General features: G+C 65.6%; 17 protein-coding genes. 6 read left to right on the forward strand and 11 right to left on the reverse strand.

The features are described from left to right. Positions 1-7: 7 nt before the first annotated feature. The gene (locus LRA87_RS03160) at positions 8-175 is read right to left on the reverse strand and encodes a hypothetical protein (protein ID WP_230629107.1); all 168 of its coding nucleotides are present in this window, start codon (positions 173-175) and stop codon (positions 8-10) included. A gap of 205 nt (positions 176-380) precedes the next feature. Beyond that, a complete protein-coding gene (locus LRA87_RS03165; protein ID WP_230629109.1) occupies positions 381-842 on the reverse strand; it encodes a GreA/GreB family elongation factor in 462 nt (153 codons plus the stop codon). Between the two features lie 95 nt (positions 843-937). Here LRA87_RS03165 and LRA87_RS03170 point away from each other — a divergent pair, with 95 nt between their 5' ends. Continuing rightward, positions 938-1,108 carry a hypothetical protein gene (locus tag LRA87_RS03170; RefSeq protein WP_230629111.1) on the forward strand — a complete coding sequence of 57 codons (171 nt, stop codon included), beginning with the start codon at positions 938-940 and terminating at the stop codon, positions 1,106-1,108. Positions 1,109-1,123: 15 nt separating this feature from the next. Here LRA87_RS03170 and LRA87_RS03175 read toward each other — a convergent pair whose 3' ends face one another. Further along, entirely contained in the window at positions 1,124-2,413 is a 1,290-nt protein-coding gene (locus LRA87_RS03175; RefSeq protein ID WP_230629799.1) for an MFS transporter, read from the reverse strand. 188 nt (positions 2,414-2,601) lie between these two features. On the opposite strand from LRA87_RS03175, the gene pgsA reads away from it, so the two are divergent. The 3 genes from pgsA to LRA87_RS03190 are packed head-to-tail and all read left to right on the forward strand — an operon-like array spanning position 2,602 to position 3,870. Further along, complete coding sequence (pgsA, locus tag LRA87_RS03180) at positions 2,602-3,168, forward strand: CDP-diacylglycerol--glycerol-3-phosphate 3-phosphatidyltransferase (protein ID WP_230629113.1); 567 nt, start codon at positions 2,602-2,604, stop codon at positions 3,166-3,168. 4 nt (positions 3,169-3,172) lie between these two features. Further along, the gene (gene moaD / locus LRA87_RS03185; RefSeq protein ID WP_230629115.1) at positions 3,173-3,430 is read left to right on the forward strand and encodes a molybdopterin converting factor subunit 1; all 258 of its coding nucleotides are present in this window, start codon (positions 3,173-3,175) and stop codon (positions 3,428-3,430) included. Then, positions 3,427-3,870 (forward strand): molybdenum cofactor biosynthesis protein MoaE, encoded by a 444-nt coding sequence (locus tag LRA87_RS03190; protein WP_230629117.1) that lies wholly within the window; start codon positions 3,427-3,429, stop codon positions 3,868-3,870. The genes moaD and LRA87_RS03190 overlap by 4 nt, the downstream gene beginning before the upstream one ends. 49 nt (positions 3,871-3,919) lie before the next feature. Here LRA87_RS03190 and LRA87_RS03195 read toward each other — a convergent pair whose 3' ends face one another. The 5 genes from LRA87_RS03195 to LRA87_RS03215 form a co-directional block, all read right to left on the reverse strand. Beyond that, complete coding sequence (locus tag LRA87_RS03195) at positions 3,920-4,528, reverse strand: fasciclin domain-containing protein (RefSeq protein ID WP_230629119.1); 609 nt, start codon at positions 4,526-4,528, stop codon at positions 3,920-3,922. A gap of 37 nt (positions 4,529-4,565) precedes the next feature. Continuing rightward, a complete protein-coding gene (locus LRA87_RS03200; RefSeq protein WP_230629121.1) occupies positions 4,566-5,468 on the reverse strand; it encodes a hydrogen peroxide-inducible genes activator in 903 nt (300 codons plus the stop codon). Between the two features lie 194 nt (positions 5,469-5,662). Beyond that, positions 5,663-7,252 carry an alkyl hydroperoxide reductase subunit F gene (gene ahpF, locus LRA87_RS03205; RefSeq protein WP_230629123.1) on the reverse strand — a complete coding sequence of 530 codons (1,590 nt, stop codon included), beginning with the start codon at positions 7,250-7,252 and terminating at the stop codon, positions 5,663-5,665. 153 nt (positions 7,253-7,405) lie between these two features. Continuing rightward, positions 7,406-7,969 (reverse strand): alkyl hydroperoxide reductase subunit C, encoded by a 564-nt coding sequence (gene ahpC / locus LRA87_RS03210; protein WP_230629125.1) that lies wholly within the window; start codon positions 7,967-7,969, stop codon positions 7,406-7,408. 141 nt (positions 7,970-8,110) lie between these two features. After that, positions 8,111-8,884, reverse strand: a complete 774-nt coding sequence (locus LRA87_RS03215) for a sulfite exporter TauE/SafE family protein (protein ID WP_230629127.1) — start codon at positions 8,882-8,884, stop codon at positions 8,111-8,113. 172 nt (positions 8,885-9,056) lie between these two features. On the opposite strand from LRA87_RS03215, the gene epsC reads away from it, so the two are divergent. Continuing rightward, positions 9,057-9,749, forward strand: a complete 693-nt coding sequence (gene epsC / locus LRA87_RS03220) for a serine O-acetyltransferase EpsC (RefSeq protein ID WP_230629129.1) — start codon at positions 9,057-9,059, stop codon at positions 9,747-9,749. After that, entirely contained in the window at positions 9,749-10,087 is a 339-nt protein-coding gene (locus LRA87_RS03225; protein ID WP_230629131.1) for a DUF2794 domain-containing protein, read from the forward strand. Before epsC ends, LRA87_RS03225 begins: the two co-directional genes overlap by 1 nt. Before the next feature lie 98 nt (positions 10,088-10,185). Here LRA87_RS03225 and LRA87_RS03230 read toward each other — a convergent pair whose 3' ends face one another. The 3 genes from LRA87_RS03230 to LRA87_RS03240 form a co-directional block, all read right to left on the reverse strand. Then, positions 10,186-11,211: a hypothetical protein gene (locus LRA87_RS03230; protein WP_230629132.1), complete on the reverse strand. Its 1,026-nt coding sequence runs from the start codon at positions 11,209-11,211 to the stop codon at positions 10,186-10,188. 226 nt (positions 11,212-11,437) lie between these two features. Next, positions 11,438-12,340 (reverse strand): SDR family NAD(P)-dependent oxidoreductase, encoded by a 903-nt coding sequence (locus tag LRA87_RS03235; protein ID WP_230629134.1) that lies wholly within the window; start codon positions 12,338-12,340, stop codon positions 11,438-11,440. Between the two features lie 93 nt (positions 12,341-12,433). Continuing rightward, positions 12,434-12,883 carry a hypothetical protein gene (locus LRA87_RS03240; protein WP_230629136.1) on the reverse strand — a complete coding sequence of 150 codons (450 nt, stop codon included), beginning with the start codon at positions 12,881-12,883 and terminating at the stop codon, positions 12,434-12,436. Positions 12,884-12,927 lie beyond the last annotated feature (44 nt).

Below are 12,927 nucleotides of genomic sequence, written 5' to 3' on the forward strand. Positions count from 1 at the left end.
TCGGGGATCAGCCGATCTCGTCAGCGATGATCCACTGCCGGCTGATCGCCGTCCGCATCAGGCGCAAGCCGCAGCACGTGCAGCGCGCCCGGCGGATGCCGCCGCTGCTGGTCTGTCCGCGACCGGGTTTGTGCCGGGTGGCGATGCAGGCATTCACGGAATGGGCGACGGACATGCACGAACTCCTTCGTGCGCGCTTTTACCGTCGTGTGTTGCGCAGCGATGTCCTGACCCGCGCGACATGGACACATCGCCGCAACACGCTGTCGCTATGTTTATGCGTCGGTGGCGTTCTCTCCCACATTGGCCCACCGGCCGCAGGGCGCTCCCCGGTGCCCGACGGTCGAACTACGGGGCCAGCGATGGCCTTGTAGTTCGGCTCAGGCCTCTGCACTTACGGCGATGACCTCGATCGCATCGGCCCGCCCGTTGAACGGGAGTCGGTCGCCGGCCTCCGCACCCATCAGCGCCCGCGCCAGCGGCGCGCCATAGGCGATCCGGTCCCGCGGGGGATCGGCCTCGTCGTCACCGACGATGACGATGTCGCGCCGCTTGCCGGCGATGTCGACGACGATCCGGCTGCCGAAGCCGATGCTGCCGTCCGCAGGCGCGGCGGTCTCGATCGCCGTCGTGCGCCGGGTATGCCAGTACCGCAGGTCACGTCTGATCGCGTCGATGTCCGCCGCAGCGGCCACCGTCAGCGATGTCTCCAGCGCCGCGATCCGCTCATCGATCAGCGCCTTGCCGGCGCGCGTCACCAGGTTCGGGCCGGCCGGGATCGGACGTTCGAACTTCGGTTCCAGATGCTCTTCATCGCTCTCGCGACGGAACGCGACACTCATAAATCAGCCTTTTCCGGAATGTCCCATCTTCGGACAGCGCCTGCTTAACCACCTTTGCGACTGGTCCCAATCGTAAACGCGGCGTTAACGTCTTCATGATGACCCGACGCCTAGTCCTGACCAACGAGTCCGCTCGCCATCCGCTTCGCCGGTCGCTGCCGCCACCGGTTGTGGCGCATGCCGGCAGCAACGACGATTCCGACTGGAAGCTGTTCCTGTTGAGCTTCGCTGCTTTCTTTACCTGTTTCTACACCCTGATCTTCTGATCGGGCATCTGCGACCTAATCGCAGGCAGCATGCAGTTTTTGTGCGATCCAGGCCGACACCAGGCACATCGCCGCGACGAGGAACAGCATGTCGACGGGCCGGACGCCCATCACGTTGATGCCGATCGCCACCACCGATCCAAGCGTCATAGCACCCGAATTGACGACATTGTTCGCAGCGACGGTGCGTGCGGTCTGATCCTTTTCGACCGTGGTCGTCAGGAATGCGTAGAGCGGCACCACGAACATGCCGCCGGTGGTCGCGATTGCGAGCAGGCTCAGCATGATCGGCACCGCGCGCGGCTGCGCGACGAACTCGCTCCAGTCGTAATAGGTGCCCGGCGCCGCGGGGATCCAGCTGCGGCACAGGAATGAGAATATCACCACGAACACGCCCATCGCGATCACCGATAGCGGTGAATAGCGCGCGCTGATGCGACCCTTCAGCATCGTGTTGATGACCACCGATCCGATCGCCACCCCGACCGAGAACACAGCGATCGCACCGCTTGCGACGCGTTCGTCGGCCGTGAGCACGTTCTTCACCAGCGGCGGAAAAATGATGATCAGCACTGCACCGATCGTCCAGAAAAAGCTGATCGCACAGATGGCGAGGAACAGACGCGGGATGTGCATCGTCGTGCGGATCAGCCGCCAGGATGCGGTGAAGGGATTGTAGTTGAGCTTCAGTCGCGGGCCCTCGCGTGGCGCAGGGGGCACCTGCCGCGCGGTGATCCAGCCGATCAGCGCGACGACGATGACGAGGATCGCCGCGCCCTCGATCGGTACGTACCCGGCCATGACGGTGCCGAGCAGGATCGCGAGATACGTTCCCGCCTCGACCAGCCCGGTGCCGCCGAGCACGTCGCACGGCTTCAGATGCTGCGGCAGGATTGCGTATTTGATCGGCCCGAAGAACGTCGAATGCACGCCGAGGAACAGCACCGCACCCAGCATCAGGCCGATCCCCGCGCCCGGATAGCCCGCACGCGCCACCATCAACCCGGCGGCGCCGAGCAGCATGATGCCGATCTCCGCCGTTTTTACGATTCGGATGATCCGCGCCTTGTCGTGGCTGTCCGCCAGCTGTCCGGCGAGCGCGGAGAACAGGAAGAACGGCAGGATGGCGATTCCGGTCGCCAGCGCGTTGAAGTTCGTTTCCATGTGCGGATCGTTGAAGATCGCATAGGTCGCGAACAGCACCATCGACGTCTTGAACAGATTGTCGTTGAACGCGCCGAGGAACTGGGTGGCGAAGAGGGGAAGGAAGCGGCGCTGCCTCAGCAACCCCATGGCATTCAGCATGCGAAAGTCGGCCTTCGATCGTGGCGATATTGCGGCGGGCATAGCCCAGCGGGCCAGCATCGCCAACGGGGCATCGCCGATGGGGGCCACGCGATCCGCCAACCCATGTGGAATGATGGCAGGATGTGGGGGCAACGGGGTGCGGCACGGGGTTACGCAGGCGCGCGCACCAGAGTAGGGAGAACAGGATGCTGACCTTGCCCAACCTTTTGACGCTGTCGCGGATCGTCGCGGTGCCGTTGCTCGTCGCCTTCCTGTGGTGGCCGCGTTGGGAGGCGGGGTTCGGCATCGCCTTCGCGCTGTATTGCCTGATGGGCATCACCGACTATTTCGACGGCTATCTCGCGCGGGCGCAGGGCGCGGTGTCGCGGCTCGGCGTGTTCCTCGATCCGATCGCCGACAAGATCATGGTCGCTGCGGTGATCCTGATGCTGGTCGGCACGCGGCACGACGACATGGCGCTCATCACCGGCGTGCACCTGATCGCCGCGCTCATCATCCTGCTCCGCGAGATCGCGGTGTCGGGCCTGCGTGAATTTCTGGCCGGTATTCAGGTATCGCTGCCGGTATCGAAGCTCGCCAAGTGGAAGACGACGCTTCAGCTCGTCGCCTTCGGTGCGCTGATCCTCGCGGGCGCGCTGCCGGCGCAGGTGTGGATCAAGGCGACCGGTCTTGCCTGTCTATGGGCGGCGGCGGCGCTGACGCTGGTGACGGGCTGGGATTACCTCCGCGTCGGCCTGAAGCACATGGACTGAACCGATGGCGATCGAGATGCTGTATTTCGCCTGGGTGCGGGAGCGGATGGGCAAGGCGCAGGAAACGGTCGATCCACCGGCAGCAGTGGCCAGCGTTGCCGATCTGGTCGAATGGCTGGCGGCGCGAGACAACGTGAGCGCTGGGGCGCTGGCGGATCGCGTCCGATTGCGGGCCGCCGTCGATCAGGGCTTCGTCACGATGCACGCCAGCATCGCCGGCGCACGTGAGATCGCGTTATTCCCTCCGGTGACCGGCGGATGATCCGGGTGGTGGTCGATCGCACGCCGATCGATGTGGCAACGGAAATGGCGCTTGCCGAGCAGGCGGCCGGCGCGGGCGCGGTCGCGACGTTCAGCGGGTTGGTCCGTGCCGATGATGGTGTCGGCACGCTGGAGCTGGAGCATTACCCCGGCGCGACCGAGGCCGCGCTGGTGCGGGTCGCGCAAGAGGCGGTGGCGCGCTGGTCGCTGGGCGCGGCGTCGATCGTGCATCGGGTCGGGCCGATGGCGCCGGGCGAACGGATCGTCTTCGTGGCGGCATCGGCGCCACATCGGGCTGCGGCGCTTGAGGCGTGCGCTTATTTGATCGATCGGCTGAAAACCGATGCACCGTTCTGGAAACGCGAGACCCGTGGCAGCAAGGCGGAGTGGGTCGAGGCGCGTGCGGCGGATACGGCAGCGGCGGAGCGATGGGAGATATAGACTCTCCCACGTCATCCCGGGTTCGTTTGCCGGTATGACCAAATCGACTTTACGGCAGCTTCGGCACCAGCACGCCGTTCACCACATGGATCACGCCATTGACCTGCGCGACATCCGCCGCCTCGACGTAGCTGCGGTTGCCGGTGACGCTGGTCAGTGTGATGACGTCGCCAGTCATCGTCGCCGTGATCGACTGGCCGCCCAACGTGGTCAGCGTCGCGCGTCCGCCGCCGGCGCGGATACGGTCCGTCAACTGTTCCGTGGTCATCGTGCCCGCAACGACATGGTAGCGGAGTAGCGCCACCAGCGCCGAACGGTTCTCAGGTGCCAGCAGGTCGCGAGCGATCCCGGGGGCGAGGTGGGCGAAAGCCGCGTCGGTAGGCGCGAACAGCGTGTAGGGGCCATCGCCACCCAGCAGCTGGTCGAGTTCGGCGGTACGCAATTCCATCGCCAGCATGCCGAGTCCAGGTGTCGAGGCGATCGACGTGGCGATCGTCGCCTCCGATTCCATGCGGGACGGGTCGACGGCGACCGGTGCACTGGCCACCGGTGGTGGAGCGATGACCGGCGACGCCGCGGGCGGCACGCAGCCGGCCAGCAGCGACAGGAGTACGGGAACGGCAAAGCGCCGCGCGCGGATGAGGATGGTCTGGGTCACGTACGCTCCTCTACGCCCGGGCGGCGTCAGGGTTGCATCAACGGGCTTGTGCCAGCGCCTCGGCGAGAAGCTGGAAGTCCTTTTCGCGTGGGGATGCCTTGCGCCACACCAGTGCGATCCGGCGAATGGCATTTTCGGCATCGAGGGGCCGCGCTACGATATCGGTATGGTCGAGGATACCGGCCTTCAGCGCCATTTCGGGCAGCATCGTCATGCCGAGGCCATTGTCGACCATCTGCACGATCGTGTGCAACGATGTGCCGAGCATTGTCGCCTCCGCGCGCAATTCGGGGCGGTTGCAGGCGGAGAGCGCGTGATCCTTCAGGCAGTGGCCATCCTCCAGCAGCAACAGGCGCGTTTCGTCGATCAGTGACGCGGGGATGCTGGGCGGATCACTCGGCATATCCTGTGGCAAATAGGCGACGAACAATTTGTCGTCGAACAGCGGGTATGAGGCGACATCGCCGCAGGCGAACGGCAGCGCGAGCAGCACGCAGTCCGTGCGGCCGTTGTGGAGGCCTTCGCAGGCCGCGCCCGAGGGTTCTTCGCGCAGGAACAGCTTGAGGTCGGGATAGTCGCGGCGCAGGCGGGGGAGGATATGCGGGAGCATGAACGGCGCGATCGTAGGGATGACGCTCATCCGCATTTCGCCCGACAGCGGCCGGCCGGCAGCGCGGGCGATGTCGCCGAGTTCCTCCGCCTCGCGCAGGACCCGGCGCGCCTTGTCGGCGATGCGGTCGCCCAGCGGCGTGAAGCGGACGACGCGGCGGGTGCGCTCGACAAGGGTGACACCGATGAGGGTTTCGAGTTCGCGCAGGCCGGCGGACAGCGTGGACTGCGTGACGAAGCAGGCTTCGGCGGCGCGGCCGAAGTGGCCCGCATCCTTCAGCGCGACGAGATATTGGAGCTGTTTGAGCGTGGGGAGGTAGGTCGCCGCCATGCCGGGCGAGATAGAGGGGCGGGGCAGGCCGCGCCAGTCCCCTCGCTACCTTATTCCTCCCCCGCCAGGGGGAGGTGGCGCCGCAAAGCGGTGACGGAGGGGGAGGTAAGCGACTAACCTAAAGGCTCGCGGAAACGCCCCTCCGTCAGCTGCGCTGCCAGCTCCCCCGCTGAAGCGAGGGAGGAATTAGGACGCTACTCCGCCGCTTCTTCCCAGTCGTGGGTCTCTTCCGCCGGCAGGCGGATGAGGTGGTCGAACGCCGACAGCGCCGCCTTCGAGCCCTCGCCCATCGCGATGACGATCTGCTTGAACGGCACCGTGGTCACGTCGCCCGCCGCGAAGATGCCCGGCTGCGAGGTGTGGCCGCGGTGGTCGATCTCGACCTCGCCGCGGGGCGACAGCGCGATCGCGCCCGCCAGCCATTCGGTGTTGGGCACGAGGCCGATCTGCACGAAGATGCCCTCCAGATCGACGCGGTGCATCGCGTCGGTGTTGCGGTCGCGATAGGACAGCGCGGTCACCTTCTCGCCGTCACCATGCACTTCGGTGGTGAGCGCAGAGGTGATGATGCGGACGTTGGGCAGGCTGGCGAGCTTGCGCTGGAGCACCGCGTCGGCGCGCAGATCGCTGTCATATTCGATCAGCGTGACGTGCGCGACGATGCCGGCGAGGTCGATCGCCGCCTCGACACCCGAATTGCCGCCGCCGATCACCGCGACGCGCTTGCCCTTGTAGAGCGGGCCGTCGCAATGCGGGCAATAGGCCACGCCCTTGTTCTTGTACGCGTCTTCGCCCGGCACGTTCATCTGCCGCCAGCGGGCGCCGGTCGAAAGGATGACGGTCTTCGCTTTCAGCGTTGCACCGCTGTCGAGCACTATCTCGTGCAGGCCGCCTTCGCCGGTCGCCGGGATCAGCTTTGCCGCGCGTTGCAGGTTCATGATGTCGACGTCATAGTCGCGGACGTGGCGTTCCAGCTCGGCGGCGAGCTTCGGCCCTTCGGTGTGCTGGACCGAGATGAAATTCTCGATCGCCATCGTATCGAGCACCTGCCCGCCGAAGCGCTCGGCGGCAATGCCAGTGCGGATGCCCTTGCGCGCGGTGTAGATGGCTGCGGCCGCGCCGGCGGGGCCGCCGCCGATGACGAGAACATCGAACGGGTCCTTCTGCGCGATCTTCTCCGCGGTACGCGCGGTGGCGCCGGTGTCGAGCTTGGCGACGATCTGTTCGAGCTCCATCCGGCCCTGACCGAAGGGTTCGCCGTTGAGGAAGACGGTGGGGACGGCCATCACCTTGCGGGTGGCGACTTCGTCCTGGAACAGCGCGCCGTCGATCGCGGTGTGCGTGACGCGCGGGTTGAGGACGGCCATCAGGTTGAGCGCCTGCACCACGTCGGGGCAGTTGGCGCAGGACAGCGAGAAGAAGGTTTCGAAGTGGAAATCGCCGTCGAGCGCCTCGACCTGCTGGATCAGCTCCAGCGCCGCCTTCGACGGGTGGCCGCCGACCTGGAGCAGGGCGAGCACGAGGCTGGTGAATTCGTGACCCATCGGCAGGCCCGCGAAGCGGACGCCGATATCGGTGCCGGCGCGGCGGATCATGAAGCTGGGCTTGCGCTTGTCATCGGCGGTGACGACCGCGATCTTGTCGGACAGCGCGGCGATCTCGTCGAGCAGTTCGGCCATCTGGCGCGACTTCGCGTCGTCGCCCAGGCTCGCGACCAGCTCGATGGGCTGGCGGATGTTGACCAGATAGGCCTTCAACTGCTGCGTCAGATTGGCGTCGAGCATGGCGGAAACTCCTGGAAAGTACGGGTCGTCACAAACAAGCGGCCCGAGGTGGAGGGAGGTCCACCCCGGGCCGCGATCACCCTGACCCTCGGGGAAGGGCGGGGATGGGGTTGCGTGCCGGATGTCGCGTCGCCGCGGTCCGGCACGAAAACCTTAGATCTTGCCGACGAGGTCGAGGCTGGGGGCGAGCGTCTCTTCGCCCTCTTCCCACTTCGCGGGGCAGACTTCGCCCGGATGCGCGGCGATATACTGCGCGGCCTTGATCTTGCGGAGCAGTTCAGCGGCGTTGCGGCCGACGCCTTCCGAGGTCACTTCGATCAGCTGGATCACACCTTCGGGATCGATCACGAACGTGCCGCGATCGGCGAGGCCCTGGCCTTCGCGCAGGATCTCGAAGTTGTTGCTGATGCTGTGGTTCTGATCGCCCAGCATGAAGTAATTGATCTTGCCGATCGCGGGCGAGCTGTCATGCCACGCCTTGTGGCTGAAGTGGGTGTCGGTCGACACGCTGAACACCTCGACGCCCATCTTCTGGAGCGTGGGGTATACGTCGGCGAGGTCTTCCAGCTCGGTCGGGCAGACGAACGTGAAGTCCGCCGGGTAGAAGAAGAATACCGCCCACTTGCCCAGCACGTCAGCGTCGCTGACCTGCACGAACTTGCCTTCCTTATAGGCCTGGGTGGTGAACGGCTTCAGCTTGCTGCCGATGAGGGCCATGTTGGTCTCCGGTATTGAATGGTGTGAACCGGATATAGGTGCTCATGCCGCAGCGCAAAATTAATCTGTTTGCACTGCGTGATCGGATCAGCCGATCAATAACGATCGTAGCACCTTAGGCCATGCACTTGCGTGCGCGAATCACTTCGCGAGTGCGGCGTAGACGGACCAGGCACTGGTGAGCGTCAGCAGCACGCCGACCAGCGCCATCAGTCCCCGGGTCGGTACGCGCTTCGCCAGCACGCCGCCCAACGGCGCGGCGATGATGCCGCCGATCAGGATGCCGAGCGTATGCAGCGTGAACGCCGACCAACCGAGCGCGAAGAAGAAGGTGACCGACGCCGTCGCGGTCAGGAAGAACTCCGCGGTGTTGACGGTGCCGATCGTATGCCGCGGCGTCGCGCCCTGGATCAGCAGGTTGCTGGTCACCACCGGCCCCCAGCCGCCGCCGCCCGCCGCGTCGAGAAAACCGCCGATCAGCCCGAGCGGCGCGATCACTCTGGGCTTCCGCGGCTCGATCCGCCCCTTCACCGCACGAAACAACAGATAGATGCCGATGCAGGCGAGATACAGCATCACGAACGGTTTCGCGACCGACGCATCGACGTTGCTCAGCAGTGTCGCGCCCAATATCGCGCCGATCACCCCGGGAATCACCAGCCGTCGAAACAGCTTCCAGTCGACGTTCTTGTGAACGATGTGGCTGACGCCCGACGCGGCGGTGGTGAAGGTTTCCACGGCATGCACGCTGGCCGAGGCGACCGCGGGAGGCACGCCCATCACGGTCACCAGCAATGTCGAATTGATGACGCCGAATGCCATGCCGAGCGCGCCGTCGACGACCTGCGCGGCGAAACCGATCGCGATGAACGGCAACACCTGGCTCCAGTCGATGGCGGTAAGAAACTCGGGCATCGGCGACGGTAACTCCGGAAGGACGCGAAACGGTTCAGACCCATGCACCGTGCACGGCGTACGCAATCCCTACAACAAAGCTGGAGTTTGCCACGGCAAAGTTGCGACCGGGCGGGCATGGAAATCGGTTGCCGGAAAGATTACATGCGGAGGTCTGCAAGGGGAACGATGGATGTTCGGACGGTTCGCCGCCTATCTCGATTCGATCCGGGCGCGCGATCCGGCACCGCATTCGCGGGCCGAAATCCTGCTGTATCCGGGGGTATGGGCGCTGGGGTTCCACCGCATCGCGCATGCTTTGTACCGGCGGCGCTGGTTCTTCATGGCGCGGCTGGTCAACCACATCGCGCGGGCATGGACCGCGATAGACATCCATCCGGGCGCCAAGATCGGCCGTAACTTCTTCATCGACCACGGTTTCGTCGTAATCGGCGAAACGGCGGAGATCGGCGACGACGTCACCATCTATCAATGCGTCACGCTCGGTGGCACCAGCCCCGATAACGGCGTCGCGGGCAAGCGGCACCCGACGCTGGCCGACGGCGTCATCATCGGATCGGGTGCGCAGGTGCTGGGGCCGATTCTGGTCGACCGACGCGCGCGCGTCGGCGCCAACGCAGTGGTGACGAAGGACGTGCCCGAAGGCGCGGTGATGGTCGGCATCCCGGCACGCGCGACGATGGTCGAAGGCGGGGCGTCCGCTGCGCCGGCGCGCTTCGTTCCTTACGGCACCCCGTGCAGCGACATGTTCGATCCGGCGACGCAGAAGATGGAGATCATGCGCTGCGAGCTGGAATCGATGCGCAAGCGGCTGGATGCGCTGTTGGCGGAACAGGCGCCCGAAGCGGAGCGTGATCGCGCCTGATGGGGATCGTCACACCGTTTCCGCATGGTGGGCAGCCATCGCAGATCGGCTTCGAACGTGCCGAGCTCACCCGGATCCTCGACCTGTATGGCCGCATGGTCGCTGCCGGGCACTGGAAGGATTATGCCATGAACCTCGGCAAGGATGCCGCGGTTTTCGCGGCGTTTCGCCGTGCCGCCGAGCGCCCGGAATTCCGGATCGAGAAACGCCCGGCGCTGCGCGGGCGACAGGGGATGTGGGCGCTGATCGGCGAACAGGGCATGGTGCTCAAGCGTGGCCATGAACTGGGTCCGGTGCTCGCACCCGTTGAGCGGCGGCTGATGAAGCTGGTCGACTAGAACGGCAGTCGTCATTGCCGGCAGAGCGAAACAGCCCGGATTCCGTCATGGATTCCGGGCTGCTGCGTTCGGTTGGCACGAGCGATTGTCGGCGGCGATCAGGCCATCGCTACCGGCGGCAGGCGATGGCGCAGCGATTGCGACAAGGCGGTCACGACCGCACGACGCATCGGCTGCCAGAACGCCGAGAGGCACAGCAGCGCCGACCCGATCACGAAGGCGGTAAGCGCCGTTCCCAGTTCGACCGCTCCCGCGCTGCGGAACAGCGCGTAGAGCGCAGCCAGAACATAAGCGAGGCCGGATACGAGCAGCGCCCGGCGATCGACTGCCAGTGCGATGGCAGCGAACGCGATGTACAGCGCCACCACGACGATCGCCATGGCGACGCCGATATCCGCCCTGAATACGCCCAGCATCTGGAAGATCGAATGCGCGATCATCGGGGCGGCGGTGAGGTGGAGCCAGAACGCGACGTCGGAGCGGCGGGTCTGGCGCTGCGTATCGCTCATGTCCCAGCGCATCGCCGTGGCGAAGACGCCAAGGCCACCGATCAGCAGCAACGGCCAGACCGCTTTCTCGATCTGCGGAACCGCTGCGAGGACAAGGCCGATGGCTGTGGCGACCAGCGCGGCCGCACCAGCCGCGACGGTGATCGGTACCATGAAGCGCCGCCAGTGCAGCCACGCCGCCCCCGCCGCACACAGTGCGATACCGGCAGCTGCCAGCGCACCTTCCCGGCCATCGATGTCCGGTGCGACCAGTTCCACCGCGCCGGCGAGCGCCCCCGCGACACCGCCGACGAAGACGATCAACAGCAGGATACTCGGCAGCGCCATGCGGCGTCGCGCGGTGAAATATTCGGCCAGCAGCCACGCCCCGCCGGCAACCAGCCCGCCAGCGAGCGGATAGGACAGCCGAAGACCGATCTGGCCAAGGGCGACCAGTAGCAGGACGATCGCTATGGAAACGAAGATGTCGTTGAAACCGGTGAGCAGCCGGAAATGCTCTTCGTCCACGGCCGGCGTCTCATGGCTTGCCGCGATGTGCGCGCGCAACGCTGCCGCGGCCTCTCGTGATATAGCCCCCGCCGTCACCGCACCATCGATGTCGCTTTCGCTGTACATGGTGATCCTCCCTGTTGATGCATGAGCGTACCAGCTGTGTGTTATTGAATCAATACACCTTTGGGAGGATGGTGCGCCAGCCTCTCGATGATCTGTCATCCGTGTGCAGGCGGGCACCCATGGTCGCAGTGCCCGCGGTCTATTCCTGTCAGCGTGCGTCCGGATCAGCGCGTGTGCGGGGATGACGGTCTGGAATGTGGTCAGACGATCGCGCCTGGGCTGCCGTTCAGCCGCTTTGGAGCAGCTTGCCGATCGCCATCGCCTGCTCGCCTCCCATCTTCGGCACGATCTCTCCGGTGCGATCCGTGACCGCAGTCCAGTGCGCGGCGACGCCCTCGGGTGACAGATCATCGCCGGTCAGCAGTGTGCCGGGGGTAAGCGTAACGTAGGACGACTGGAACACGCCGGCACCGGCGCCGAGGATCACGTTGCTGGGGGCGTCCTCGCTGACGAGATAGAGCGCGCCGGGGGCGACCTTTTCAGGCGCGAATGCGTCGAAGGCCTGCTTGGGAAACAGGTCTTCGGTCATGCGCGTGCCCGCTGTCGGCGCAATCGTGTTGACGCGAATGTCGTTCTTCGCGCCTTCGATGCCGAGTGTCCGGGCCAGACCCGCGATGCCCATCTTGGCCGCACCGTAGTTTGCCTGACCGAAATTGCCGAACAGCCCGCTCGACGATGCGGTCATCAGTACGCGGCCGTAATTCTGCTCTCGAAACGTATCCCAGCACGCTTTCGTAGCAAAGGCGGAGCCCAGCAGGTGGACGCGTACGACGAATTCGAAATCGGCAGGGTCCATCTTCGCGAAGGTTTTGTCGCGCAACACGCCTGCGTTGTTGATGAGGATGTGGACGCCACCCCAGGCCTCCCTGGCTTTCGCGACCATCTCGGCCATCTGGTCGTATTCCGCGACGTTGCCACCGTTGGACATCGCCTCGCCGCCGGCAGCATGGATTTCGTCCACCACGGCCAGCGCCGCGTCGGAATGGCCGGTGCCGTCCCGTGACCCGCCCAGATCGTTGACGACCACTCTGGCACCGCGGCGCGCCAGTTCGAGCGCATAGTGGCGACCAAGGCCATTGCCGGCACCGGTGACGATCGCGACCTTGCCGTCGAAGCGGATGGGGGACATGGAAAAGGCGCTCCTCACTATCGTTGGAGCGCCTTTACCTAAACGTTAGGTGCGATGTGGCAACCGGTCATGCCGGTTGCCGCGACATCGACCTTACTTGCCGCCGCGCTGGATGCACTGGTCGTACTGACCCTTCTTGCACACCGGATATTTGGCGAGTGGGGCGGGAGCGGGATAGGCCTGATCGGGGGTCTGCGCCGGGCGGAACACCGGTGGCAGCGTGCTGCCCGGGGTGCCACCGCTCAGCGCAGAACCGGTCGGCGCGTAACCACCCGCCGGCGATCCCGAACCCGTCGTCATCGGCGCAGGCGTCGATGCCTGTGGCATCGGTGCGGCGTCCGCCGGGGCCGGGGCCGCTGCGGCGGCAGGATCTGCAGGAGCGGCCGCATCTGCCGGCGGCGTGGACGCATCGGCGGGCGGCGGCGTCATGCTCTGATCGGCGGCGCCGGCGGGAGCGGTCTGTGCGGGGGGCGCCGCCGGAGTGGTCTGTGCCAGGACAGGAACAGAGATCAGGGCCGTGGCGGCCAGCAGAATGAGCTTCATTGCGGGGTCTCCTTAGGAATCTCATGCGCTGCATTTTTCGTCAG

It is taken from the genome of Sphingomonas sp. Leaf37, assembly GCF_920939475.1.
In the GTDB taxonomy this organism is placed as follows: Bacteria; Pseudomonadota; Alphaproteobacteria; order Sphingomonadales; family Sphingomonadaceae; genus Sphingomonas.